The following is a 23624-nucleotide window of genomic DNA, read 5'->3' as shown; positions in this document are numbered from 1 at the left end:
TCAAAGCGACTATCGCACGGGCGAATGACACAACAAATCCACATCATCGGCGGCGGTCTCGCCGGATCGGAAGCGGCCTGGCAGCTGGCGGAGGCCGGCGTCAGCGTACGCCTGTCCGAAATGCGCGGCACCGGCGAGCGAAGCCCCGCGCACCAGACCGACGGCCTTGCCGAGCTCGTCTGCTCCAATTCCTTCCGCTCCGACGATGCCGAGCATAATGCCGTCGGCCTGCTCCATTCTGAGATGCGGGCGCTCGGATCGGTGATCATGGCCTGCGCCGACGCGCACAAGGTTCCCGCCGGGTCCGCGCTCGCGGTTGATCGGGACGGCTTTTCCGACGCGGTCACCGCCCGTCTCGCCGCCCACCCGAACATCGAGATCGTGCGCGAACGGATCGATTCGTTGCCGGAAAGCGGGATGACGATCGTCGCCACCGGCCCGCTCACCGCGCTGGGCCTCGCCGAATCGATCGGCGCCGCCACCGGTGCAGATGCGCTCGCCTTCTTCGATGCGATCGCGCCGATCGTCCACCGCGACTCGATCGACATGGACATCGCCTGGATGGCGTCGCGCTGGGACAAGTCCGGCGCGGATGGCGGCGATGGCAAGGATTACATCAACTGCCCGATGACCAAGGAGCAATATCTCGCCTTCCACCAGGGCCTGATCGACGGCGAGAAGACCGAATTTCGGGAGTGGGAGAAGGACACGCCCTATTTCGAAGGCTGCATGCCGATCGAGGTGATGGCGGCGCGCGGCGTCGACACCCTGCGCTACGGGCCGATGAAGCCGGTCGGGCTCGACGATCCCAAGACCGGTCGCTGGCCCTATGCCGTCGTCCAGCTCCGCCAGGACAATGCCCTCGGCACGCTGTGGAACATGGTCGGTTTTCAGACCAAGCTCAAATATGCCGAACAGGTGCGGCTGTTCCGAACCATTCCGGGTCTGGAGAAGGCCGAGTTCGCCCGCCTGGGCGGTCTCCACCGCAACACCTTCATCAATTCCCCGCAATTGCTCGATCGGACCCTGCGCCTCAGGAAAGCGCCGCACATCCGCTTCGCCGGTCAGATCACCGGCTGCGAAGGCTATGTCGAATCGGCGGCGGTGGGGTTGATGGCCGGTCGCTTCGCCGCTGCGGAACTCCGCGGCGAGACCCTTGCGCCGCCGCCTTCTGAGACTGCGTTCGGCGCCCTGCTCGGCCACATCACCGGCGGCGCCGAGGCCGATCTCTATCAGCCGATGAACGTCAATTTCGGCCTGTTCCCGCCGGTCGAGGGCAAGGCCAAGAAGGCCAATCGCAAGCGCCTCTACACGCTGCGCGCCGAGCAGGCGTTCGACCGGTGGCTGGGCCGCGCGCCCGCGGCGGCGCCGGACATGGAAAAGGAGGATGCGGCCTGAGCCGCACCCTCCTTCTCGTGCATCAGAATTCGGTTGCGATCAGAGCTGGCCTTCCAGCCAGGTCTGCAGCTGCGTCTTCGGTGCCGCGCCGACCTTGGTCGCCGCCGGCAGCCCGTCCTTGAACAGGATCATCGTCGGAATGCCGCGAACGCCATATTTGGACGGCGCCTCGGGATTGTCGTCGATGTTGAGCTTCACGACTTCGACCTTCTCGCCGAGTTCGTTGCTGATCTCCTCCAGCGCGGGTGCGATCATCCGGCACGGGCCGCACCATTCCGCCCAGAAATCGACCAGCACCGGCTTCGAGGCGCCGAGCACGTCAGTGTCGAAGGATGCGTCGGTGACACTCTTGGTAGCCATTGCAGTCTCCTGAAAGTTGAGCCTGATGTAGGGTGCCGGGCGCCCCGTCTCAAGCGGCTTGCGGCAGGTACCTGGCAAGGAGGTCGTCCGGCAGATCGTGCAGCACCGGCGCCGACGTATAGAGGAGTTTCGCCTCGATCCGGCGCCCCGGAAAGATCACCCGCAACGCCTCGGCATAGGCGGCCATCTGCCGCAGATGCGGCACCGGAATGGCCTCGGCCGATGCCGGTGCCCGCCGTCCGGTCTTGAAGTCGGCGACGACGATCCTGTCCGGCCCGACGAGCAGCCGGTCGACCGTACCCGACACGACGAGACCGTCGGCGACGACCGCCGCAATCGGGGCTTCTGCCAGCGCCGACGGCCCGAACAGCTCTGCATGCCGCGGATCGGAGATCACCGCGCAGGCATCGTCGACAAGGGACCGGCGCAGCGCCGCATCGTCGACTCCGGCGGCCTGCTGCAGCCAGCGATCGGCACGGGCGCTCCGCTCCGCAGAAGGAACGTCCGGCAAGCGCTCGAACAATTGATGGAGCAGGCGACCGCGCAGCGCGGCGTCGCGCATCGCCGGCGATGGCGGCGGATCGCTGACATCGTCCTCGCCGAGCGCCGACGGCGCCAGCGGCCGCGGTGGCCGCGCTTCGAGTGGCGCGGCGCGTGCCGTCCATTCCGGCAGCACCACCGGCGCCGGCATACGGCGCGGATCCGCCCGGGCAGCCTTCGGCACGTCGCCGTGCCGGAGCGCCCTTCCCCATTGAGGATCCTCCTGCCAGTCGGCGCCGAGGCTCGCCAGTCCGGTCTCGATCGCGCGATACCAGCTGGCGAGCGGCGGCACGCCCTTCGCCATCGGCCCGAGCGCCCCGCCGACGTAGAGGCGTTCCTCCGCACGGGTCAGCGCGACATAGAGAAGCCGCCAATGCTCCTCGCGTTCGTCCCGGTCGAGCCTGGCGATCTGGCCGGTGAGCGGCTCGACCAATTCTTCCTTGCGTGGCCGGAAGATCGGAACCTGGATGTCCTCGTCGGCAAGGGCGAGGCTGGTGAAACTGCCCCCGATGCCGCCCCCCTTGCGATCGGGATCGGCGCAGGCATCGGCGAGGATCAACACGGGCGATTGCAGGCCTTTCGATCCGTGCACCGTCATCACCCGAACTGCGTCGAGCGGCGCGGAGGGATCGCGAACGATCTCGACGTCGCCACGTGCGAACCATTCGAGGAAACGCTGCAGCGAAGGTGCCGAATTGGCTTCGAACTCCAGCGCCGAAGCGAGCAGTTCCTCGATCGGATCACGCGCCTCCGGGCCCAGCCGCTCGAGGAGGGCGCGGCGGCCGCCGGGCGCACCCGACAGGATCGTTTCTAGGAACTGATGCGGCGTCGCATAATCCGCCATGGCGAGAATGGCGGAGAGGCCGCCGATCGTGGCGGCGAGCCGGCCCCGAAACGCCTCGGGCAGGTTCGCCGGATCCGCGGCGAGCGCGCGCACGCGCGGCCACAGCGCACCGTTGCGCCCGAAAGCCGCTTCGTAAAGGTCATCCTGGCTCCAGCCGAACAAGGGGGAGACCAGCAGCGACGCCAGATTGAGGTCGTCGAGCGGCTGCATCGCGAACCGCGCCGCGGCGAGCAGATCCTGCACCGCGAGCGGCGCGGTCAGCAGCAAACGGTCGACACCGGCCACCGGGACATTCTCCGCATGGAGTCGCGCGACGATCAGTGAGGCGAGGTCGCCGCGCCGGCGGACGAGGATCAGGATGTCCTCCGGACGCAGCGGCCGGTTCTTCGACGCGACGAAGAAGGGATCGTCGAGCCAGGCGCTGATCTGCTTCGCGATCTTTCCCGCATAGACGCGGACGGTGTCCGAGACCCACCCCTCCTCGCCCGCTTCCTCCTCCGGTTCGCCCTCGTCGCCGGTGAACGGTGCCCACAAGGTCACCGACCCGGGTCGGCCGGCATGGTGGGCGACGTGCGGATTGGGCGGATCGGGCAGTCCGAGCGCGTCATGGCCGAGTTCCGCGATCACCCGGTCGACCAGGGCCAGGATCTCGGGCGACGAGCGGAAACTGCGGTCCATGGAAAGATCGAGAAAGTCGCGGTCCACCCCCGCCGCCTCGCGTGCGAACCAGGCGCGGGCGACCTCGAAGGCTTTTGGATTGGTGCCCTGAAAGCCGAAGATCGCCTGCTTGTAGTCGCCGACGGTGAAGATGGTGCGCGGGCGCGGCGAGGCGCTCTCACCGGCGAAGAATTCCACGCTGAGCGCGCGGACGATGTTCCATTGCCGCTCGTTCGTGTCCTGCGCCTCGTCGACGAGGATGTGGTCCGTGGCCTGGTCGAGCTTGTAGCGCACCCATTCGCCGATCCCCGGCGTCAGCAGCAGGGATTCTGCGCGGCGGATGAGATCGTCGAAATCGACGGCACCGGCGGCGCGCTTGGCGGCGCCGTAGGCAAGGGCGAAGGTCTGGCCGGCGCGCAGTCCGGCGGCGAGGCACTCGACCAGAGCGGCGGTCCGCCGCATCTGGAGCAGAGTGCGGCAGCATTCCACCAGGCGTGCTGCATGCTCGGCATAATCGGGATCGGCCTTGACGAGGCCGGCGGTTACCTTGCGCGGCTCGCCCGCCTTGGTCAGCACCAGCGAAGCGATCTCCTCCAGGCTTGCGGCCCGCTCGGCATTGCCGCGGCCGCGCCAGGCAGCGACGACCTCACAGCAACTGAGCCCCGTCGCGGTGCCCCAGTTCCGGTTGGCGGCGGTGAGTCGCTCGAGGCTCTGAAGGTCGAACACGTCGTCGCAGCAGCCGTCGGCGATCGCCGTCTCGATATCCCCGCTCGGCAGATCGAAGGCGCGGCGGAGTTTCGCCTCGATGCCCTCGCGCGCGCCGAGCGCCTCCATCGGAGCCGGCGCCCGCGCGCAGGCGCGCAGGAACGCCTCGGCCCCGGCCTCGCCGAGCCGGTGGCTGAGCGCCTGGACGTCGCGGATCAGCGGCAGATCGCTGCCGTCCTCGGCGCGGACCAGCATTTCCGCCAGCGTCTGCCGCGCCAGCAATTGCTCCTCGCGCCCTTCGAGCGGCCGAAAGCCGGGGACGAGCCCGGCCTCGGTCGGAAAGGCGGCGAGCAGGCTCTGCGAGAAAGCATGAATGGTTTGGATGCGCAGCCCGCCGCCGGCGGCGTCGAGCACCCGCGCGAACAGGGTCCGTGCCCGCGCGACATTGTCGTCGTCGTTCGGCTCGCCAAGGGCGAACAGATCCTTACGGAGCTCGCTCGTTTCCAGCCGCACCCAATAGGCCAGGCGCTCATGAATGCGGTCGGCCATCTCGGCGGCGCCGGCCTTGGTGAAGGTCAGGCAGAGGATCGAGGACGGATCGACCCCGGAGAGCAAAAGGCGCAGCACCCGGGCGGTGAGGACGTGGGTCTTGCCGGTGCCCGCGGAGGCCGAAAGTGCCGCGTGCTGGCGCGGGCTGGAGGCGAGCTGCTGCTCGTCCTTGAGCGTGTTGAGCAAACGGAGGCGTCGCGACATGTGCCTTCTCTTCAGGATGTCGGCGCGAAAGTGAAGCCGTGATGGACGCGGCATGCCAACCTCTTTGGACATGCCAGACCCATGAACCTCCAGAACGACCGGAGGGCCAGGTTGCGCCGCCGCCGGCGAGGCTCGAGAAGCGAGGGGAAGCTCGGCAGCACTCCCACGTCGAAAGAGCTCTGTTGAACAGCGCAGACAGATTGGCCAAGTAGCCCGGATGCGATCGCTGTACCTCGCAATTGCGCTCCTCTGCTTCACGCCGACACCGGCATCGGCCTGCTCGGTCGTGCGAAGTTATCATGTGCCGACCAGCCTCGAGCTCGTCGAACGCGCCGATACCATTCTGGTCGGCACAGTGATCGGTGAACGGACGGAGGGAGAGGGACAGGCAGGCCTGGTGCTCGTCCGCCCGACGATGTTGCTCAAGGGTAGCGAATTACCACAGCAGGTGGAGCTTTGGGGCTGGCTGGCAAAATCCGGCGAATTTCTGACGCGGAGCGATCCCAATGAACTGAGGCAACCGAACCCAGACGCGCTGCGCGGCGGCTGCACGCGCTACGTTTTTGAGCGAGACATGAAACTGCTGCTGTTTTTCGAACAGAAGGCAGGGAAGCTGGTTTTCGCCGGCTACCCCTTCGCACGCGTATCCGAGGACGTGCCCTCGGACGACTCGCGCTGGGTGAGGGCCGTTCGGGCCTACACGGCGGTCGCCGCCTTGCCGAAGGGCGAGCGGCGGGCCGCAATGATCGCGAAGCGCGACGCGCTTCGGGCGCGGCGCGACGACAGAGATGCGGCTGCGATCGCAGACGATATCGACCACGAGCTCGCTGCAACGCGCCTGCCCCTGCGGGACTAGATGGCCCTGGATCAGGCTACCGGGATTTCGGGTGTCGGTGCGGGTGTCGGTGACAGCAAGGATGTCGGTGACAGTGCACACAATCACTGCCAAGGTGGTCTCACGCGACAGACCGACCATGGAGGTTGCCGCAGCGGAATAGGGCGACACCGGTTGCGAGATGCGCTCCGCTGGGGAGCGGGCTAAGCGGAATTGGAGCGGAAGAAGGCATTGTGATGGCTGACGACGACGTCACCCGGCTTTTCGACAGCTTGACCATCACGCGCGCAGCGTCCGCCAGTGAAATCGCCGCTGCCGAGGTGGAGATCGGCCCCTTTCCGGCATCCTACAAGATCTTCGCGGAAACTTTTGGGTACGGCACGACCAACGGTCTGTTCGTCATCGAAATGCCGTTCAGCATGTTCGGCAATGATGGCCTTCTCGTTCGTGGCGTTCATCTCCGCGCCCAGGTCCATTCGCTCATCGATGCATGCCGGGACGATTGCATCGAGATTGGCGACATCGATTGCCTCGAACCCTATGACGCCGAGAGCCGTGACGTCGCCTCTTTTTTCGAAGATCTGCGCTTCTACGGCCGCAGCATCAACGGCGAGTATCTGTGCTGGCGCCCTGAGGCGGACGGCTCGTTCAAGTTCCACGTGATCGACCGCGCCTGTCTTTCGATCCGCTTTTCCGGAACGAGCATCATCGATTTCATCCGCAGAACGCAGACCGGCGAGGTGAGGGCATTGCTCGGCTCGGGATATGAGGCACTGCCGCCCACCTTCGAAGGTGCGACTGCGGAGCAGTGAGCACAACATCGATGCGGTGGAGCGGGGCGCCGGAGCGATTCGCGGCCCAGCGGGATCGAGGCCGCGCCAGCCATGGTGCGGGTCGCACGGCGCCTCGCGCGGCGGACCATGAAGCGGGTGCCCCGTGACGCCGGGAGCGCCTTGGCGTCCGCCCCTTGCGCCCCCCCACCCCTGCTCTGCTAAGCGCGCGGCAATCCGGCCACAGGAGCTTCCCATGATCCCGACCCGCGCTTATGCCGCCCAGTCCGCCACCACCCCGTTCGAGCCCTTCTCGTTCGAGCGCCGCGATCCGCGTGCCAACGACGTCGTCATCGCCATCGAGCATTGCGGCGTCTGCCATTCGGACCTTCACACCGCGCGCAGCGAATGGGGCGGCACCATCTATCCCTGCGTCCCTGGACATGAAATCGTCGGCACCGTTACGGCGGTCGGCGGGGACGTCACCAAATTCGCGGTCGGCGACGTCGTCGGAGTCGGCTGCATGGTCGATTCCTGCCTCACCTGCCCGTCCTGCCAAGAAGGCCTCGAGCAATATTGCGAAAAAGGCTTCACCGGCACCTATAACGGCCCGGCCCAGGAAGACGGCGGCAACACCTATGGCGGCTATTCCGACCAGATCGTCGTCCGCGAGGAGTTCGTCCTCAAGATCCGCCACAAGCGCGAGCAGCTCGCCGCGGTTGCGCCTCTGCTCTGCGCGGGCATCACCACCTGGTCGCCGCTGCGCCACTGGAAGGTGGGCCCCGGACAGAAGGTCGGGATCGTCGGGATCGGCGGCCTCGGCCACATGGGCATCAAACTCGCCAAGGCGCTCGGCGCCCATGTCGTCGCCTTCACCACATCGCCCTCCAAGCGCGACGATGCCAAGGCGCTCGGTGCCGACGAGGTGGTCGTGTCGCGCGAGCGATCCGAGATGAAGGCGCATACCGGCAGCTTCGATTTCATCCTCAACACGGTCGCGGCGCCGCACGATCTCGATGCGTTCCTGGCATTGCTGAAGCGCGAGGGCACCATGACCCTGGTCGGCGTTCCCGCCGAGCCCCATCCCTCGCCCTCGGTCGGACTGCTCATCTTCCGCCGCCGCAGCCTCGCCGGCTCACTGATCGGCGGCATCGCCGAGACTCAGGAGATGCTCGACTTCTGCGCCGAGCACGACATCGTCTCCGACATCGAGCCGATCCGCATCCAGCAGATCGAGACCGCCTACGAGCGGATGCTGAAGAGCGACGTCAAATATCGCTTCGTCATCGACATGGCGTCGATCAAGGAGTGAGCCGGCGCGGCGCGGCGCCCGTCTGTGGTGCCGCGCCGCAAAGCCGAAGCGGCGGAACTCAGACCTGCGCCGCGGCGCGCGCCTTGTCCGCTTCTTCCCTGAGGAAGCCGGGCGTCTGTTCGGGCACCATCTTCCGGCTCTCGTAAATCTCCACCGTCTCGAAAATACCCCCGACGAAATAAGGGTCTGCGGCGAGATAGGTGTCGAGCGTTCCGCGGTCGGGCACGTCGAAGACGAACAGGCTGCCGATCATCCGGCCCTGCTCGATCAGCGGGCCGGCATAGACGATCTTGTTCTGCTCATCCGCGACGAATTCGAGATGGGCGGCACGATGCTGCAGTCGCGCCTCGCCGGCGCCCTTGTCCTTACCGATGACGACGAAATGCATGGGTCCAGGCTATACCAAGCGGGCCGCTGCGAACAAGCTCAGCTGGCGCGGTCGTGCACATGCTCGACGTCGAGCGCTTCGTCGACGTCCGGGGGGGTCACGTCGCTGCCAGCGCTTGGCGACGGCGTCTCGCCGGGACCGACAACCTTGGCGGCGGCATCGTCCCGTTGCGCGCTCTGCGCGTCCGGGTTCGTGTCATCGTTACGGGGCTCAGTCATCGCATCTGCTCCTTCGACACTGCTCAACGAAGCCGTTGCCTGTGCGTATCCTCAAAGGCTGCTCGACTGGTCACCGCGGGCATGCGGCTCGCCGCTCCAGTTCAGCTGCGATGGGCGAGATCTTCGGCAAGCAGCCGCCGCGAGCGCACGATCACGTCGACCCAATCGGCGAAAGCGTGCGCCAGGTTCGTGACCAGATCCTTCAGCGGACCGTCCTTCAGGCAATTGTCGTCGCCGAAACTGGCATCGGTGACGTTGCCGAGATAGGCTTCCGGCTGCTGCATTACCGGCATGTTCAGAAAGACGCAGGCCTGGCGCAGCTGATGATTGGCGCCGAAGCCGCCGATCGCTCCGGGAGACACGCTGACGATCGCCGCCGGCTTCTTGTCCCACACGCTCTGGCCATAAGGCCGCGAGCCGATGTCGATCGCATTCTTGAGCACGCCGGGAACGCCGCGATTATATTCGGGCGTGCAGAACAGGATGCCGTCGACGGCCGCGATCCGCTCGCGAAAGCGCACATATTCGGGCGGCGGCGCCGAGTCGCTGTCCTGGTTGTAGAGCGGCAGATCGGCAATCTCGACGATCCCGCAGTCCAGCGTGTCCGAGGCAAAGGCGCAGATCGACTGCGCAACCTTGCGGTTGAGGCTGCCCGCGCGAAGGCTGCCGACGATGATCGCGATACGGTGACGGCTCATGCTCACTCCCCTTTCTGCATGGGCATGCGTGAGCGGAACGGCGCTGTCCACGAAAAGTGACGGCTTGGCGAGGCCGCGCTTGCTCCTTTAGGAGGCGCTGAAGCAAGGAGACGTCCGATGGCCGAGAAAGCGAAGAGCACCAAAACCCGTTCCGGAAAGCAGACCGGCGCCGCGTCGCCGGACCGCGACGCCGGCGAGAGCCGTAACAAGAAGATCGTGACGGGCGCGGCGATCGGCATCGGTTCCGCCGCGATCGTCGCCGCCTTGCTCTACGCCAATCGCCGCGGCAAGACCGACCGGAACGAGGGCTGATCGCCTGAACCGCGCCTGTCGGACGGGTTCAGGCAGGGCTCAAAGGCGGCGGACTAAACACTCCTCAACATCTCGGAGGAGTATCCCATGCGTAAGATCGTCCTGGCCCTCGCAGTCACCAGCCTCACCGTCCCGGCGCTGCCGGCGAGCACCGCCTTCGCGCGCGACACCGGCGTCTATCATGGCCAGACCTGGCGCGGTTCCGATGGCCGGACCTATTGCCGCAAGCCCAACGGAACCACCGGCCTCGTCGTCGGCGGTGCCGCGGGTGCCCTCGTCGGCCGCGAGATCGACAGCCGCGGCAGCCGTGCCACGGGCACCATCCTCGGCGCGGCCGTCGGCGCCCTGCTCGGCCGCCACGTCCAGCGCAACGTCGTCAGCCGCTGCCGCTGAGCCGGCCACCAGCAGCGGCGCGTTCGAGCAGCGGCAGGACATTGCATTTCACGCATGTTCCTGCTACGTTCCACCTGTGCCGCCGGCAGCGAACTCGCCTTTCTTCCGCGAGCCATCGCGCCGTGCCGCCGACTCTCTTGCTGCCGGGCAGAAGCCTCGTCTTTGAAGGCCGGAGACTGATCGATGACGCTCGGCACGTCGGCGTGCCGATGCGAACCCGTCGTGCATGAGAATCGACCGTATTATCGGTCAATACGGTCGATTTTCAGGCGGCGGGACGGCAAGGTCGGGCATCACTGCCGAAGGATCGACATGCGCACTGCCTGCCTCGCCGCTCTGCTGCTCACCGCCGCCTCCCCGCTCCTCGCGCAAATCGCCAGGGTCGACTCGCGCCAGGTCGGCTCGGCCACCCTGCAGAACGTTCCGGAGATACCGGCCGACGTGCGGGACGCGGTGCAGCGTTACCAGAGTTACCGCGAGGCCGAGATCGAGGATTGGCTTCCCGACGGATCGATGCTGATCACCACCCGCTTCGGCGCAACCCGGCAGGTCCACCGCGTCCTCGCTCCGGGCGCGGCGCGGACCCAGCTGACCTTTTTCTCGGAGCCTGTCGGCGGAGTCTGGCGAATCCCGGGCAGCGAGCGCTTCCTGGTCTCACGCGACACCGGCGGTGACGAATGGTTCCAGCTCTACGCGATGGGCCTGACCGGCCCTCCGGTGCAACTGACGGAACCGGGCACCCGCAACCAGTCGCCCGTGCTCGGCAAGGACGGCAAATTGCTCGCATGGTCGCGGGCGGTGAAAGGGTCGAGCGACTATGCGATCCTCGTTGCGAACCCCGCGGATCCGACAAGCCGCCGGGTCGCGTATCAGGGCAAGGGCGCGATCTCGCCTGAGGACATCTCGCCCGACGGCAAGCAAATCCTCCTCACCCGCGGGATCTCGAATCGCGAGATGCGGCTGTCGATCCTCGATGTCGCCACGGGCCAGGCTACCGAACTCGCCTTCACCGCCGCCGAGCCCGCCCGCTATCTGCAGCCACGCTTCGTTCGCGGCGGTGCCGCGATCCTGGCGATCACCGATCAGGGCAGCGACGTGCTGCGTCTGGTCGAGATCGATCTCGCCACCGGCAAGTCTATACAGGTGTCAGGCGAATCGAAGTGGGAGGTGGAGCGGTTCGATCTCAGCGAAGACGGCCGCGTCCTCGCCTATCCCTATAATGAGGACGGTTTCTCGCGACTGGTCGTGCAGGATTTCCGGACACGACGCGCCCTGCCCCAGCCGCAGTTGCCGAAAGGCGTGCTCACCGGCCTCAAATTCTCGCCTGACGGCAAGAGGCTCGGCATCAGCCTGACCAATGCGACCTCGGCTGGCGACGCCTGGACCTGGGACGTGGCGGGCGCGCAGCTGGCGCGCTGGACGCAGTCGGAGCTCGGCGGGCTCGACCCGGCGCAGCTTGCCGAGCCGCGGCTGATCCGCTTCCGCTCCTTCGACGGCTTGTCCGTGCCGGCCTTCGTCTACCGTCCTCGGAACGCGGCGGCGGACACCCGTACGCCGGTAATCATCGACATCCACGGCGGGCCGGAATCGCAGACCCGGCCGATCTGGAATCCCGGGGCGCAATATTTTGCAGATCTTCTCGGAGCGACCGTGATCCTGCCCAACGTCCGCGGCAGCGAGGGCTACGGCAAGGCCTATCTCAACCTCGACAATGGGGCGAAGCGGGAGGACAGCGTCAAGGATATCGGCGCCCTGCTCGACTGGATCGGGCAGCAGCCGGATCTCGATCCGGGCCGGGTCGCGGTCTACGGCCAATCCTATGGCGGCTACATGTCGCTGGCGGTGTCGACCCATTATAGCGACCGCCTGGTCGGCAGCGTCGAGCGCTACGGGATCAGCAACTGGATCTCGTTCCTGCAGAATACCGAGGCCTATCGCCGCGACAATCGCCGCGCCGAATATGGCGACGAGCGTGACCCGGCGATGCGTGCGGTGCTGGAGCGGATCTCGCCGCTCGCCAATGTCGGCGCGATCCGGAAACCGATGCTGGTGATGCAGGGCGCCAACGATCCGCGCGTTCCGCAATCAGAGTCGGATCAGGTCGTCGACCGCCTTCGCGCCGGCGGCGTCGAGACCTGGTACGTGCTGTTCGCGGACGAAGGGCACGGCTTCCAGAAAAAGCCGAACAACGATCTGCGCCGGGAGGTCGAAACCGTCTTCTTACGGAAGTTGTTCGGATCCTCCCCGGAACGGGGAGGTGGCAGCGCGCAGCGCTGACGGAGGGGGTTCGGAGACCTCGTTGACCTGCGCCCTCCTCTCCCCTTCAGGGGAGAGGCCGGGAGAGGGGCAGAGTCCGACCCCGCGCTGAGCTGCGCCGTGAATCTCCCGACTCCCCCTCTCCCCGGCCCTCTCCCCTGAAGAGGAGAGGGTGGCATTACCTCTCCCGCCCGTACCATTCGTCGAGGCGCATCAGCTGGTCATAGTCGCCATAAGGTGCATATTCCGGGTGGAGCTTGGCAGTGAACGGCGCGTCGCCGGTGAGCCAGGCTTCGGCGGCAGCGATGAAGTTGCGGGCGGCGATGGTGGTGAATTCGGCCGGATCGAGGCCGTTGCGTCCGGCGACGGGGCTCGCGACATAGCCGAGCGTGCCTGCCTTCTTGGCGAGCGACCAATATTCGAAGCAGGCCGGCACGCCCTCGATATCGGCGAAGCCGCCATGTTCCGCGATCAGCCCGAGCAAGCCGAGCTGCATCGAATAGCCCTCCCCCACCGCCTTGGGACCGGGCGGAGTGCCGGTCTTGTAATCGACGATCGCGAGGCTGCCGTCGGCAAGGCGGTCGATGCGGTCGGCCATGCCGTGGAGGCGGACGCCGGCGATCCGGTCGGTCTCGCCCCAGGCCTCGGCGCGCAGCGGCACGCGGCCCTTGGCTTCGTTCTCGGCGACTTGCGCGGCGATCCAGTCGATCGCTTCTAGGAGACGCGGCTGCCAGAGGGCGCGCATCAGCGGATGGGCATTGCTGTCGGCCAGCAGCTGTTCGGCCCGCGGCCGCAGCTTGGCAGGATCGCAATCATCCTCCTTCATCCATCGTTCGAGCACCGCATGGACGGCGGTGCCGCGCCAGGCGGCACCGGGATCGGCGTCGGGCATGTCGAGGGCGGAGAGCCGGAGCATCCGGCGGGCATAGAAAGCGAAGGGATCGGCCTTGAGGCGATCGACTTCGGTAACCGAGATGCTTCGCGGGCGGTCCTCGGGCCGCGGCGCCGGCGCCGGCCGCTCTGCCGGAGAATAGGTGGTCGGACGATCGAGCGCCTGTGCCCACTTCTTGTGCAGCGGTGATCGGGTCAGGCCGCCGGTCATCGCTTCGAGCCGCAGCCAGAAACGCGAGGCGACCGCGGGCGCACGCGAGTCGCGCCGGGCGCGGGTGATCAGCACTTGCCGCCCGCCGAGGGCGCAGGCGAAATCGTGGCCGGACAGGCCGATCCGGCGTTCGAGGCTGGGCAGGCCGAGTTCGCTGCGCAGCCGCGGCGCCAGCCACGGATCGGGGGTCGGCAGCTGCGGCCAGGTGCCCTCGTTGAGGCCGGCGAGGATCATCAGGTCGGCCTGCTGCAGCCGCGCCTCGAGCAGACCCAAGATGGCGATGCGCGGATGCTGGCCATAAGGCGGCCGAACCGCGACCGCCGTCATCAATTGCTCGATGATCGCCGGCAAGGTTGACGGCGCGGCATGGCTTGGGCCGTGGGCGGAGGCCGGCTCGACGGCGGTGAGCAGCTCCGCTGCGGCGCGGCCGGCCGGGCCGGCCCAGGCCGCATCGCCGGTCAGCGCCGATGCGGCTTCGCGCAGGGTCGCGAGCAGCCCGGCCACCTGCGCCCGTTCCGTGCGGAAGGCCTGTTCGAGCGGCGCGAGCAGCGGCGATGCGTCTTTCCACCAGGCGAGCGCGGCCTTGCGAAGATCACGGTCGCGGCCACTCCAGTCCGACAGATGCTCGTGGATGCCGGCAAGCCCGGCCGGCGGCCGGGGGCCGCGCAGCGCCAGATCGAGCATGCGTGCGCCGTCCAGCCAGGCGAGCCGCGTCTCCCCCTGGCGAACCAGCGGGTGCTTGAGCAGCGCGAGCAGCGGCACCGGCGCGAAGTGTTCGGCCGCCGCCGCGGCGAGCGCGATCAGCAGGGTCCCCGGCGCGGTTTGCGACAGCGGCCGCCCGGCGCTGTCGTCGGCCTCAATCTCCCAGCGCTCGAGGTGGGCGGAGACGCGGCGTGCGAGCACCCGGTCCGGCGTGACCAGGGCCGCCGTCCGGCCCGGCTCCTCGAGCGCCTCGCGCAAGGCCAGCGCGATCGTCTGCGCCTCCTCGGCCGGGTCGGCCAACTCGAGCGCGCGCACGCCCGACAGCCGGCGGTCGGCCGGCGCCAGCACCTGCCATTTGGAGGTGAAGGCGGCGGGGGCCATGGCGTTGGTGATCGCACGGCTTCGCACCGCCGGCGCATCGCGCCCGCCGCCCCACCGCCACCGTTCGATCTCGCCGCGGCCGACGCCCATCCGGTCGAGCAGCAATTTGAGGTGATATTGGGGATGAGTCTCGATCGATGGGCGCCGCCGGCCGGTCACCGCGTCCGGTTCATGCGGCCCGAGCGCGTCCCACTCCGCCTGCGGCATGGCGAGATCGAAGCCGGGCAGGACGACGCTCCCCTGCGGTAGCCGCGCCACGGTGCGCAGCAGGCCGGCGATGGCCGGCGCGCTGGTGGTGATGCCGGCGGCGCAGACGAAGCCGCGCGGCGGGTCAGCGCGCCAGCGTCGCGCCACCGCGCGAAGCAACCGGTTGCGCCGGTCAGCAAGATCGATGCGGCCGCGGGCGGCGAGCTCGCGCGGCCATTGATCGAGGATCACGGTCAGCCGCGCCAGCGAGGTCTGCCAGTGGATCGACAGATCGGGCAGATCGGCCGCGAATTCGCGCAGCCGCGCCGGATCGACCTCCTCGACCAGCAACTGGTCGAGTGTGCGGGCGAGATCCTCGGCAAGCCGGAGGGCCTCCGCCGCGTCGACGTCCGCCATCTGGCGCTCGATCAGCCGGGCAAGCAGGAACAATCGCTCGACCGGATCGATCGCCGGCGGGATGGGGTCGCCCTCCCCCACCGGATCGAGCGCACCGCCGATGCGCTCGTCGAGCTCGGGATCGCCGACCGGGATCAGCCGCGGAAGCAGCAGGCCGCCGGGCTCCGAGCGGCGCACGAACGCCTCCGAGATCGCCCGCCCCGCCCGGTTGTTGGGGACGAGGACGATGCCGTGGGCGAGGCCGAGCTCACCGCCGCCATGCTGGGCGATCAGGCCTGCGGCGAGCGCGTCGGCGAAGGCGCGATGGGGCGGAATGGTGTAGACGGCAGGGCGGGTCTCGAAGGTCACCGGGCGAGCGTAGCGGCGCGGCATGCCGCTTGGGAAGGCTCAGCCACCCTGCAGCATGTCCTCGGTCTTGCGGATATTGGCCGGTGCGCCGACATCGAACCACAGACCTTCATGGGCGAGGCCGAACAGCCGGCCCGCCTCGATCGCCCGGTTCCAGAAAAGGTTGGTCGAAAAGGGCCCTTCCGGATGCTCGCCCTCGAGCAGGCGTTTCGAGACGATCTGCACGCCGGTGAAGACGAACGGCGCGACCGTGCCCGGCTTGCGGCGGCGCAGCTGGCCGTCCGCCGCCATGTGGAAATCGCCGCGGCCGGGATGGCAGTAGGCGCGGGCGAACGGCACCAGCAGCAGCAGCGCGTCCATCCGGTCCTCGTCCCAGCTCGCCGCCAGCAGGCGCAGCGAATCGATCGGACCGTCGATCCAGAGATTGTCCGAATTGATCACGAAGAATGGATCGGCATCGATCAGCGGCAAGGCATGGATCAGCCCGCCGCCGGTCTCGAGCAATTGTGCCCGCTCGTCCGAAATCACGATCTCGATGTCTGGGATGCGGTGCACCAGATGCGCTTCGAGCGAATCGGCGAGATAATGGACGTTGACCACGGCCTTGTGCACGCCGGCGGCGCGGAGGCGGTCCATGCAATGGTCGATCAGCGGCTTGCCGGCGACTTCGATCAAGGGCTTTGGGCGAGTCGCGGTCAGCGGCCGCATCCGCTTGCCGAGCCCCGCCGCCATCACCATCGCCACCTCGGGAACCTGCGCCGCCGGATCGGGACGAAGCGCCAGCGTCTTGCGGGTCAGGCTCACGGATATTCCCTCCAGGCGTCCGCGCGCTTGTCTGCGGGCACGTTGGCATCGAACCAGGCACGTACCGGCGCCAGCGCCGGGTGTGCGAGGTTGCGCTCGAGATACCCCCAGACCCGGGGCTGCAGCGAGAGATAGAGCGGCTTGGCGTCCCGCTTCCAAAGCCGGGTGAAGATGCCGAGGATCTTGGTGTTCCGCTGGGCGCCGAGCACTTCGTAATGGGCGCGGAACAGCGCCGGATCGGCGACCTGGGCGAGGCTGCAATATTCCGAAAGCATCGCCTCCTCCAGGGACTGGGGCACCTCGCGGCGGGCGTCCTGCAGCAGGGAAACGAGATCGTAGGCGGGGTGGCCGGCAAGCGCGTCCTGGAAGTCGAGCAGGCCGAGCTCGGTCAGGCCGGGGCGCACCATCAGATTGTCGGCATGGTAGTCGCGCAGCACCAGCACGGGATCGTTGGTAGCGACCCGCAGCACGTCGGCCCAGGCTTCGCGCCAGGCGGCGAGATAGCCCTCCTCGTCGACAGAGAACCCGAGCGCGGGCGCGTACCATTCCGGGAAGAGCTGCACCTCGCGGCTCATCGCGGCATCGTCATAGGGCGGGATGTCGGTCGGCGCCGGCTGGCTGCCGAGCCGCGCAAGGATCGCCACCGCGGACCGATAGATGTCGCCTTCGCGGGCGGGATCGCGCTGGAGATAGGGGCCGACCCGGGCATCGCCGAAATCCTCGAGCAGGAGCAGTCCCTGCTCGCGATCGATGCCGAGCGGCCGCGGCGGCGCGAAGCCGCGATCGAGCAGATGCCCCGCGACGCGCAGGAAAGGTCCGATATCTTCATGCTCCGGCGGCGCATCCATCAACACCGCCGTCTCGTCGCCGCGGTGGACACGGAAATAGCGGCGGAAGCTGGCATCGCCGGCAAGCGGCCGAATCTCGGCGCCCCCCCAGCCATGCTTCGCAAGGAAATCGGGGGCGGAAGCGGGCGGAATCATCGGGGCGGCCATCGCGTTTCCCAAGCCGGGGGCAGTTCGGCTGTCAAGGCGCGTGCGCCCTCCCCGTCCCGCGCCAGGCTCAGCCTAAGCGCGTGGCGCCACAAAAGGTCGCCCATCCGCTCGGGCCATTCGATCAGCAGGGCGCCGCCGTCGAGCGCTTCGTCGAGCGCCAGTTCCTCCAGCTCCTGCGTATCGTCGATCCGGTACAGATCGACGTGCCAGATCGGGAGCGTCAGGTCGTCGTAGGGCAGCACGATCGGGAAGGTCGGGCTGGCGACGTCGCCCTCGAAGCCAAGGCCGTACAAAACTCCGCGGGCGAAGGTGGTCTTGCCGGCGCCGAGATCACCGTACAGCGCGACGACGTCACCGGGCCGCAGGCTGCGTGCAAGACGGGTGCCGAGCCGTTCCGTCGCCTCCGGCCCTTCGAGCCGGATCATATCGGTTTCCGCGGCAGCCGGAAGGTGACGGTCGTGCCCGAGCCCGGCTCTGAGACGAGATCGATGCGGCCGCCATGCGCCTCGATGAACTGCTTGGCGAGCGGCAGGCCGAGGCCAAGCGCGGACTCCTCGCCCGATGCGGGACCGGTGGCACGGTTGAAGCGATCGAACACGCGGGTCTGCTCGGAGGCGGGAATGCCGCGGCCATTGTCGGACACGGTGATCTCCGCCACCGAACGGCTGCCCCCGGCATGCAGGAGAACCCGGCCGCCCTCGCCGGTATAGGCGAAGGCGTTCTTGAGCACGTTTTCGAGCGCCTGGCGGAGGCGGCGGCGATCCCCCGTCACACGCCCGGCATGACCCTCGATCCTGACCGCGAATTCGATGCCCTTGCGCCCCACCGAATCGCGGAACATCTCCGCCGCATCCTTGCACATGGTGGCGATGTCGACATCGTCCTCGGCGAGCAGAAGGCTGCCGGTATCGCTCTGGGTCAGATCGAGCACGTCGTCGATCAGCGCACCGAGCCGAGCGACCGACTCGAGGATCGCGCCGACATAGTCCATCGCCGTGAGCGGCAGCTCGCCGGCATAGCCGCCTGCGAGCATCTCGGCGAAGCCGCCGATCGAGGTCAGCGGCGTGCGCAATTCGTAGCTCATGTTGGAGACGAAGGCGGTCTTCAGCCGGTCCGCTTCCTCGAGCGCCGAGGTGCGCTCGCGCAGCGCCGCCTCGACGGTGCGACTGGCGGTGACGTCGAGCATCGTGAAGAGCGCATTGCCGTCGGGCAGCGGCACCGCCGCGAACTCGAACTCGCGGCCGTCGAGGAACGACACCCGTCCGCCGCGCTGCTTGCGCTCCACCGTGGCGCTGCGCACCAACTCCCGCACCAGGCTGGCGTGCGCGGCATTCTTGAGCTTGCGGCCGATATGGGTGGTGAGCGCGTCGATTCGCGGATGGGCGGCAAGCTGCTCCTCCTCGAACTGCCACAGCTCGCGGAAGCGGTTGTTCCAAAGATGGAGGCGCCCGTCGGACGCGAACACGCCGACTGCCTCGAACAGATTGTCGAACGTCGCGGTACGCACCCGCAGCAGGGTGTCGCGGGCGGAGGCGAGCTGAAGCTGTTCGGTCCGGTCCTCGAAGATCAGCAGCAGGCCGCCATCGGGCAGCGGCTGCGCGACGACGCGCAGATGCCGGCCGCCGGGCAGCAGCCAATCCTCTTCCTCGGCATGGAGCGTCTCTGTAAACCAGCGCCCCCGGTCGCGCTTCCACTCGGGATAATCGCGCACCTCGGGCAGGTTGCCGGCCTCCCGCATGCCGTCGAGCAGCCGGTTGAATTCGGGGCCGTCGGCCAGTTGCTCGGCCCGGAGCGAGAACAAGCGCGCGAAGGGCTGGTTGAAGAAGATCAGGCTGCGGTCGCGGCCGAACTGGGCGACGCCCGCCGACAGCCGGTCGAGCATGTCGCGCTGCGCGCTGACGAAGCGGGCGAGATCGGCCCGCGCCTGTTCGCGATCCTCGACGTCGATCGCATAGCCGGCGACCCCCGTGTGGCCGAGCGGCACCTCGACAACCCGCATCATTCGCCGCTCGCCGGCGATGGTCGCCGGCACCGTCCTCGCCGACGGGACCCCGCTCTCCCGCACCATATGCGCCTGACGCACCGCGCTGCCTTCGCTGTCGTCGATCAGCTCGATGCCGCCGCTCGTCACGCTTGCCGCATTCTCCGCCTCGACCGCGCGCACGTAGGCGCCATTGACCATCGCCAGGCGCAGATCGGGGCCGCGATGCCACATCGGGAAGGGCGCAGCCTCGATGAGGCCGGCCAGCGCGTCGAGCGCGCTTGCCAGACGGTCGGCGCGTTCGCGCAACGCCCCGATCTGCTCCTCCGCCTCGGTGGCGTCGATGAACCAGAGCAGCACGGAGCCGGCGGGTGCCGGAGCGGGTGCCGGACCGCCCCGCACCTGGAACACCCGCGCAGATCCATGTGCCCGCACCGCCAGCGAGAAACTGGCCCCGGTGAGCGCCGCCTCGCGAACACGTTCGGCGAGCAGATCGGCCGCGGCCGCTTCCAGCCCGGCATTCTCGCGCGCCAGATCGGCAAGCCGGGCGGGCGGCGCATCGAGGCCGAGCGCGTGGGCGAGCCGGGTCGACGCTTCCGCGCGCCCGTTGGCGTCGGCGATCAGCGGCATCGCCGGCGATGCGGCAAGCAGCGCGCCGGCGCGATCCGCCTGCACGGTTAGCCCGGCCGCGAAATTGGCCCGCCGAGCCGCGCGCAGCGAGAACCACACGGCGAGCGTCAGCCATGCGCCGCAGAAGAGCGCGAGCAGCACTGCGGCCGGGGTAGGAAGCGTCACCACGCCGACTGTCTAGCCGCAAGCGCGGGGATGCGGAAGCAGCCTCTCTGCAGCCCTTGCAGCGGCTCCAAAGCGGGACGGCCAAGCGGGCACGCGCCAACGCAAAAGGCGCGCACCTTGCGGCACGCGCCTTTCGTTGTTCCAACCTGGTGAAAGATCAGGCGGCGTCTTCGGCCTTCTTGGCGTAGATCCGCACCGGCTCCTTGCGGCCGTCGACCACATCCTTGTCGATCAGCACTTCGTCGACGCCGTCCATCGAGGGCAGGTCGAACATCGTGTCGAGCAGGATGTTCTCGAGGATCGAGCGCAGACCGCGCGCGCCGGTCTTGCGCTCGATCGCCTTCTTGGCGACCGACACCAGCGCCTCGTCGGTGAAGGACAGTTTGACGTCCTCCATGTCGAACAGCTTGGCATATTGCTTGACCAGGGCGTTCTTCGGCTCCTTCAGGATCTTGACCAGGGCGACCTCGTCGAGATCCTCCAGGGTCGCGATCACCGGCAGGCGGCCGACGAATTCCGGGATGAGGCCGAACTTCAGCAGATCGTCCGGTTCGCCCTGACGCAGGATCTCGCCGGTGCGGCGCTCTTCCGGCGCTGCGACATAGGCGCCGAAGCCGATCGACTTGCCCTGCAGACGGTCGGCGATGATCTTCTCGAGGCCCGCAAAGGCACCGCCGCAGATGAACAGGATGTTGGTCGTGTCGACCTGCAGGAACTCCTGCTGCGGATGCTTGCGCCCGCCCTGCGGCGGGACCGAGGCGGTGGTGCCTTCCATCAGCTTGAGCAACGCCTGCTGCACGCCTTCGCCCGAGACGTCGCGGGTGATCGACGGATTGTCCGACTTGCGGCTGATCTTGTCGATCTCGTCGATATAGACGATGCCGCGCTGGGCGCGCTCGACATTGTAGTCCGACGCCTGAAGCAGCTTCAGGATGATGTTCTCGACGTCCTCGCCGACATAGCCCGCCTCGGTGAGCGTGGTCGCATCGGCCATGGTGAACGGCACGTCGAGCAGCCTTGCCAGCGTCTGCGCAAGCAAGGTCTTGCCGCAGCCGGTGGGACCCACGAGCAGGATGTTCGACTTAGAAAGCTCGACCTCACCATTCTTCGAGCCGTGGGCGAGGCGCTTGTAATGGTTGTGGACGGCAACCGAGAGGACGCGCTTCGCGTGGCTCTGGCCGATCACGTAATCGTCGAGATGCTTGCAGATCTCCAGCGGAGTCGGAACGCCGTCGCGAGTCTTGACCAGCGAGGACTTGGTCTCCTCGCGGATGATGTCGTTGCACAGCTCGACGCACTCGTCGCAGATGAACACGGTGGGGCCAGCGATGAGCTTGCGCACCTCATGCTGCGATTTGCCGCAGAAGGAGCAATAGAGGGTGCTCTTGGAGTCGCTGCCACTAAGCTTCGTCATAGTCTTCCTATCGGGCGCCTGATGCGCCCTCTGCCACGGGGCCACAGTAGACTGCATTATGCCACAGTCACAATGGCCTATAGATTAACGTCCCGCCCGTGCCACGCCCGCGGCCCGGGAGGAACCCTGGGGAGTGCGCCGGCCGGTTTCTGGTTCCGGCCGAAGCGAATTTCCGGGAGCTCCCCGTCCCGGCATCAGGGCCCTCCCCCGGCGAACCGGGGGAGAGAATGGAATCACGCAGCCTCGGCCTGGTGGGTGGTGTCGCCCTCACCCGGCGCGGGGCGCTTCTCGAACACTTCGTCGACCAATCCGAAATCCTTGGCTTCGGCAGCGCTGAAGAACTTGTCGCGTTCCACCGCACTCTCGATCGCCTCGAGCGTCTGGCCCGTGAACTTGGCCATCAGCTCGTTCATGCGATGCCGGATACGCAGGATTTCTTTCGCCTGGATTTCGATGTCGGTGGCCTGCCCCTGAGCGCCGCCCGAAGGCTGGTGAACCATGATGCGGGCGTTGGTGAGCGCCACGCGCATACCCGGCTCGCCGGCGGCGAGAAGGAAGGCGCCCATCGACGCGGCCTGACCCATGCACACGGTGCCGACGCGCGGCCGGATATATTGCATGGTGTCGTGGATCGCCATGCCGGCCGTGACGACCCCGCCCGGCGAGTTGATGTACATGAAGATGTCCTTCTTCGGATTCTCCGATTCGAGGTAGAGCAGCTGCGCCGTGATCAGCGTCGCCATATGATCCTCCACCTGGCCCGTCACGAAGACGATCCGCTCGCGCAACAGGCGCGAATAGATGTCGAAGCTGCGCTCGCCCCGGTTCGATTGCTCGATGACGATGGGCACGAGGGCGTTGACGATGTCTGGGTGATCCATGGGTGTCGGGAATCCTGCTTTGATTGGATGCGGCCAACATCGGAGCAAAGTCCGGCGTGTTCAACCCCTCCCCGTACGCCCCGGCGCCGGCGATCGCAAAAGGAGGCCGGTCCGGATCGGAGCGGACTGGCGCCGGGTCAGCGTTCCGCGCCGGGCCCCGGGAAGCTCAGATAGAAGAGCCGACGGTTCTCGCGGCGTCCGCGGACGACCGTGTCGAGGATGAGCCCGACCGCGAAGCTCAGCGCCGCGACGATCATCAGGCCAGTGATCAGGATCGCGGTCGGAAAGCGTGGCACCAGCCCGGTCTTGGCATAGGTGATCGCGAGCGGAATGCCGAGAATGATGCCGACCGCGGCGAGGAACAGAGCGAAGCCGCCGTAGAACAGCACCGGACGCTCGATCCGGAAGAGATGGAGGATCGTCTTCATGATCCGCCAGCCGTCGCGGTAGGTCGAGAGTTTCGACTGCGACCCTTCCGGCCGCGCACCGTAATCGGTGACGATCTCGCCGACCGGCATGGCGAGTTCGAGTGCGTGGACGCTGATCTCGGTCTCCGTCTCGAAGCCGCGAGCGAGCGCCGGAAAGGATTTGACGAAGCGGCGGGAGAAGACCCGGTAGCCCGAGAAGATGTCGGTAAAGCTGCGGCCGAACAGGCTTGCGAGCAGCCCGGTGAACAGCCGGTTTCCGAGCCGGTGGCCGCGCCGATAGGCTTCCTCGACGGCGGAACGGCGGGCGCCGACCACCATGTCGAGCTGTTCGTCGACGAGGCGGCGGACGAGTTCGGGGGCGGCGGCGGCGTCGTAGGTCGAGTCGCCGTCGGCCATCACGTAGATATCGGCCTCGATGTCGGCGAACATCCGGCGGACGACATGGCCCTTGCCCTGCATGCGCTCGGTGCGGACGATTGCGCCGGCAGCGGCCGCGACCTCGCGCGTGCGATCCAGGCTGTTATTGTCGTAGACGTACACCGCCGCGCCCGGCAGCGCGGCTCGGAAGCCGGCAACGGTCTGGGCGATCGCCGCTTCCTCGTTGTAGCAGGGAAGCAGCACCGCGATGCGCATGGTCGAGTGAGGCAAGAGCATCCCCGCGTCGCCGGAGTCCGTGTCGGCTCCGGCCCTGCTTAGGACAGACCGGCTTCGATCGACAACCAGCATGCGCGACGCCTTTGGCAGTGAGGAG

The 23624-nt window shown here is 67.6% G+C and carries 20 protein-coding genes; 7 read left to right on the top strand and 13 right to left on the bottom strand.

The window, feature by feature from the left end:
* Positions 1-24: 24 nt before the first annotated feature.
* Complete coding sequence (trmFO, locus tag ETR14_RS24100; protein ID WP_129390058.1) at positions 25-1398, top strand: methylenetetrahydrofolate--tRNA-(uracil(54)-C(5))-methyltransferase (FADH(2)-oxidizing) TrmFO; 1374 nt, start codon at positions 25-27, stop codon at positions 1396-1398.
* A 39-nt stretch (positions 1399-1437) separates the two neighbouring features.
* Here trmFO and trxA read toward each other — a convergent pair whose 3' ends face one another.
* Positions 1438-1758: a thioredoxin gene (trxA, locus tag ETR14_RS24095; protein ID WP_129390055.1), complete on the bottom strand. Its 321-nt coding sequence runs from the start codon at positions 1756-1758 to the stop codon at positions 1438-1440.
* Between the two features lie 49 nt (positions 1759-1807).
* The gene (gene addA / locus ETR14_RS24090; RefSeq protein WP_129390052.1) at positions 1808-5257 is read right to left on the bottom strand and encodes a double-strand break repair helicase AddA; all 3450 of its coding nucleotides are present in this window, start codon (positions 5255-5257) and stop codon (positions 1808-1810) included.
* Between the two features lie 301 nt (positions 5258-5558).
* On the opposite strand from addA, the gene ETR14_RS24085 reads away from it, so the two are divergent.
* From ETR14_RS24085 to ETR14_RS24075, 3 genes are all read left to right on the top strand, one after another.
* Complete coding sequence (locus tag ETR14_RS24085; protein ID WP_129390049.1) at positions 5559-6113, top strand: hypothetical protein; 555 nt, start codon at positions 5559-5561, stop codon at positions 6111-6113.
* Between the two features lie 215 nt (positions 6114-6328).
* Entirely contained in the window at positions 6329-6904 is a 576-nt protein-coding gene (locus ETR14_RS24080; RefSeq protein WP_129390046.1) for a hypothetical protein, read from the top strand.
* Positions 6905-7121: 217 nt separating this feature from the next.
* Complete coding sequence (locus ETR14_RS24075) at positions 7122-8174, top strand: NAD(P)-dependent alcohol dehydrogenase (RefSeq protein ID WP_129392343.1); 1053 nt, start codon at positions 7122-7124, stop codon at positions 8172-8174.
* A gap of 58 nt (positions 8175-8232) precedes the next feature.
* Here ETR14_RS24075 and ETR14_RS24070 read toward each other — a convergent pair whose 3' ends face one another.
* The 3 genes from ETR14_RS24070 to ETR14_RS24060 form a co-directional block, all read right to left on the bottom strand.
* Positions 8233-8562 (bottom strand): YciI family protein, encoded by a 330-nt coding sequence (locus tag ETR14_RS24070; RefSeq protein WP_129390043.1) that lies wholly within the window; start codon positions 8560-8562, stop codon positions 8233-8235.
* Positions 8563-8600: 38 nt separating this feature from the next.
* The gene (locus ETR14_RS24065; RefSeq protein WP_129390040.1) at positions 8601-8780 is read right to left on the bottom strand and encodes a hypothetical protein; all 180 of its coding nucleotides are present in this window, start codon (positions 8778-8780) and stop codon (positions 8601-8603) included.
* A gap of 101 nt (positions 8781-8881) precedes the next feature.
* Entirely contained in the window at positions 8882-9478 is a 597-nt protein-coding gene (locus ETR14_RS24060; protein WP_129390037.1) for an NADPH-dependent FMN reductase, read from the bottom strand.
* 117 nt (positions 9479-9595) lie between these two features.
* Here ETR14_RS24060 and ETR14_RS24055 point away from each other — a divergent pair, with 117 nt between their 5' ends.
* The 3 genes from ETR14_RS24055 to ETR14_RS24045 all read left to right on the top strand — a co-directional run bounded on the left by ETR14_RS24055 (position 9596) and on the right by ETR14_RS24045 (position 12460).
* Positions 9596-9790, top strand: coding sequence for a hypothetical protein (locus ETR14_RS24055; RefSeq protein WP_129390034.1), 195 nt, complete (start codon positions 9596-9598; stop codon positions 9788-9790).
* A gap of 87 nt (positions 9791-9877) precedes the next feature.
* A complete protein-coding gene (locus ETR14_RS24050; protein WP_129390032.1) occupies positions 9878-10183 on the top strand; it encodes a glycine zipper 2TM domain-containing protein in 306 nt (101 codons plus the stop codon).
* Between the two features lie 312 nt (positions 10184-10495).
* The gene (locus tag ETR14_RS24045) at positions 10496-12460 is read left to right on the top strand and encodes a prolyl oligopeptidase family serine peptidase (protein ID WP_129390029.1); all 1965 of its coding nucleotides are present in this window, start codon (positions 10496-10498) and stop codon (positions 12458-12460) included.
* A 157-nt stretch (positions 12461-12617) separates the two neighbouring features.
* Here ETR14_RS24045 and addB read toward each other — a convergent pair whose 3' ends face one another.
* The 8 genes from addB to ETR14_RS24005 form a co-directional block, all read right to left on the bottom strand.
* Complete coding sequence (gene addB / locus ETR14_RS24040) at positions 12618-15599, bottom strand: double-strand break repair protein AddB (protein WP_129390026.1); 2982 nt, start codon at positions 15597-15599, stop codon at positions 12618-12620.
* A gap of 15 nt (positions 15600-15614) precedes the next feature.
* Complete coding sequence (locus tag ETR14_RS24035) at positions 15615-16373, bottom strand: nucleotidyltransferase family protein (RefSeq protein WP_371416837.1); 759 nt, start codon at positions 16371-16373, stop codon at positions 15615-15617.
* Between the two features lie 2 nt (positions 16374-16375).
* Positions 16376-17374, bottom strand: a complete 999-nt coding sequence (locus tag ETR14_RS24030; RefSeq protein WP_371416730.1) for an aminoglycoside phosphotransferase family protein — start codon at positions 17372-17374, stop codon at positions 16376-16378.
* Complete coding sequence (tsaE, locus tag ETR14_RS24025; protein WP_129390019.1) at positions 17359-17799, bottom strand: tRNA (adenosine(37)-N6)-threonylcarbamoyltransferase complex ATPase subunit type 1 TsaE; 441 nt, start codon at positions 17797-17799, stop codon at positions 17359-17361. The genes ETR14_RS24030 and tsaE overlap by 16 nt, the downstream gene beginning before the upstream one ends.
* A complete protein-coding gene (locus ETR14_RS24020) occupies positions 17796-20150 on the bottom strand; it encodes a PAS domain-containing sensor histidine kinase (protein WP_129392338.1) in 2355 nt (784 codons plus the stop codon). The genes tsaE and ETR14_RS24020 overlap by 4 nt, the downstream gene beginning before the upstream one ends.
* Positions 20151-20307: 157 nt before the next feature.
* Positions 20308-21564 (bottom strand): ATP-dependent Clp protease ATP-binding subunit ClpX, encoded by a 1257-nt coding sequence (clpX, locus tag ETR14_RS24015; RefSeq protein WP_129390016.1) that lies wholly within the window; start codon positions 21562-21564, stop codon positions 20308-20310.
* A gap of 233 nt (positions 21565-21797) precedes the next feature.
* Entirely contained in the window at positions 21798-22445 is a 648-nt protein-coding gene (clpP, locus tag ETR14_RS24010; protein ID WP_106515254.1) for an ATP-dependent Clp endopeptidase proteolytic subunit ClpP, read from the bottom strand.
* 137 nt (positions 22446-22582) lie between these two features.
* Positions 22583-23506 carry a glycosyltransferase family 2 protein gene (locus ETR14_RS24005; protein WP_243455665.1) on the bottom strand — a complete coding sequence of 308 codons (924 nt, stop codon included), beginning with the start codon at positions 23504-23506 and terminating at the stop codon, positions 22583-22585.
* Positions 23507-23624 lie beyond the last annotated feature (118 nt).

Source organism: Sphingosinicella sp. BN140058, from assembly GCF_004135585.1.
Lineage (GTDB): Bacteria > Pseudomonadota > Alphaproteobacteria > Sphingomonadales > Sphingomonadaceae > Allosphingosinicella.
This window is presented reverse-complemented; position numbering and strand designations above follow the sequence as displayed.

Excerpts from the sequence above, each read along its gene's own strand:
- trmFO (WP_129390058.1), top strand. The coding sequence starts at position 25 with ATGACACAACAAATCCACATCATCGGCGGCGGTCTCGCCGGATCGGAA.
- trxA (WP_129390055.1), bottom strand. The coding sequence starts at position 1,758 with ATGGCTACCAAGAGTGTCACCGACGCATCCTTCGACACTGACGTGCTC.
- addA (WP_129390052.1), bottom strand. The coding sequence starts at position 5,257 with ATGTCGCGACGCCTCCGTTTGCTCAACACGCTCAAGGACGAGCAGCAG.
- ETR14_RS24080 (WP_129390046.1), top strand. The coding sequence starts at position 6,329 with ATGGCTGACGACGACGTCACCCGGCTTTTCGACAGCTTGACCATCACG.
- ETR14_RS24070 (WP_129390043.1), bottom strand. The coding sequence starts at position 8,562 with ATGCATTTCGTCGTCATCGGTAAGGACAAGGGCGCCGGCGAGGCGCGA.
- ETR14_RS24065 (WP_129390040.1), bottom strand. The coding sequence starts at position 8,780 with ATGACTGAGCCCCGTAACGATGACACGAACCCGGACGCGCAGAGCGCG.
- ETR14_RS24060 (WP_129390037.1), bottom strand. The coding sequence starts at position 9,478 with ATGAGCCGTCACCGTATCGCGATCATCGTCGGCAGCCTTCGCGCGGGC.
- ETR14_RS24055 (WP_129390034.1), top strand. The coding sequence starts at position 9,596 with ATGGCCGAGAAAGCGAAGAGCACCAAAACCCGTTCCGGAAAGCAGACC.
- ETR14_RS24050 (WP_129390032.1), top strand. The coding sequence starts at position 9,878 with ATGCGTAAGATCGTCCTGGCCCTCGCAGTCACCAGCCTCACCGTCCCG.
- ETR14_RS24045 (WP_129390029.1), top strand. The coding sequence starts at position 10,496 with ATGCGCACTGCCTGCCTCGCCGCTCTGCTGCTCACCGCCGCCTCCCCG.
- addB (WP_129390026.1), bottom strand. The coding sequence starts at position 15,599 with ATGCCGCGCCGCTACGCTCGCCCGGTGACCTTCGAGACCCGCCCTGCC.
- ETR14_RS24030 (WP_371416730.1), bottom strand. The coding sequence starts at position 17,374 with ATGGCCGCCCCGATGATTCCGCCCGCTTCCGCCCCCGATTTCCTTGCG.
- tsaE (WP_129390019.1), bottom strand. The coding sequence starts at position 17,799 with ATGATCCGGCTCGAAGGGCCGGAGGCGACGGAACGGCTCGGCACCCGT.
- clpX (WP_129390016.1), bottom strand. The coding sequence starts at position 21,564 with ATGACGAAGCTTAGTGGCAGCGACTCCAAGAGCACCCTCTATTGCTCC.
- clpP (WP_106515254.1), bottom strand. The coding sequence starts at position 22,445 with ATGGATCACCCAGACATCGTCAACGCCCTCGTGCCCATCGTCATCGAG.
- ETR14_RS24005 (WP_243455665.1), bottom strand. The coding sequence starts at position 23,506 with ATGCGCATCGCGGTGCTGCTTCCCTGCTACAACGAGGAAGCGGCGATC.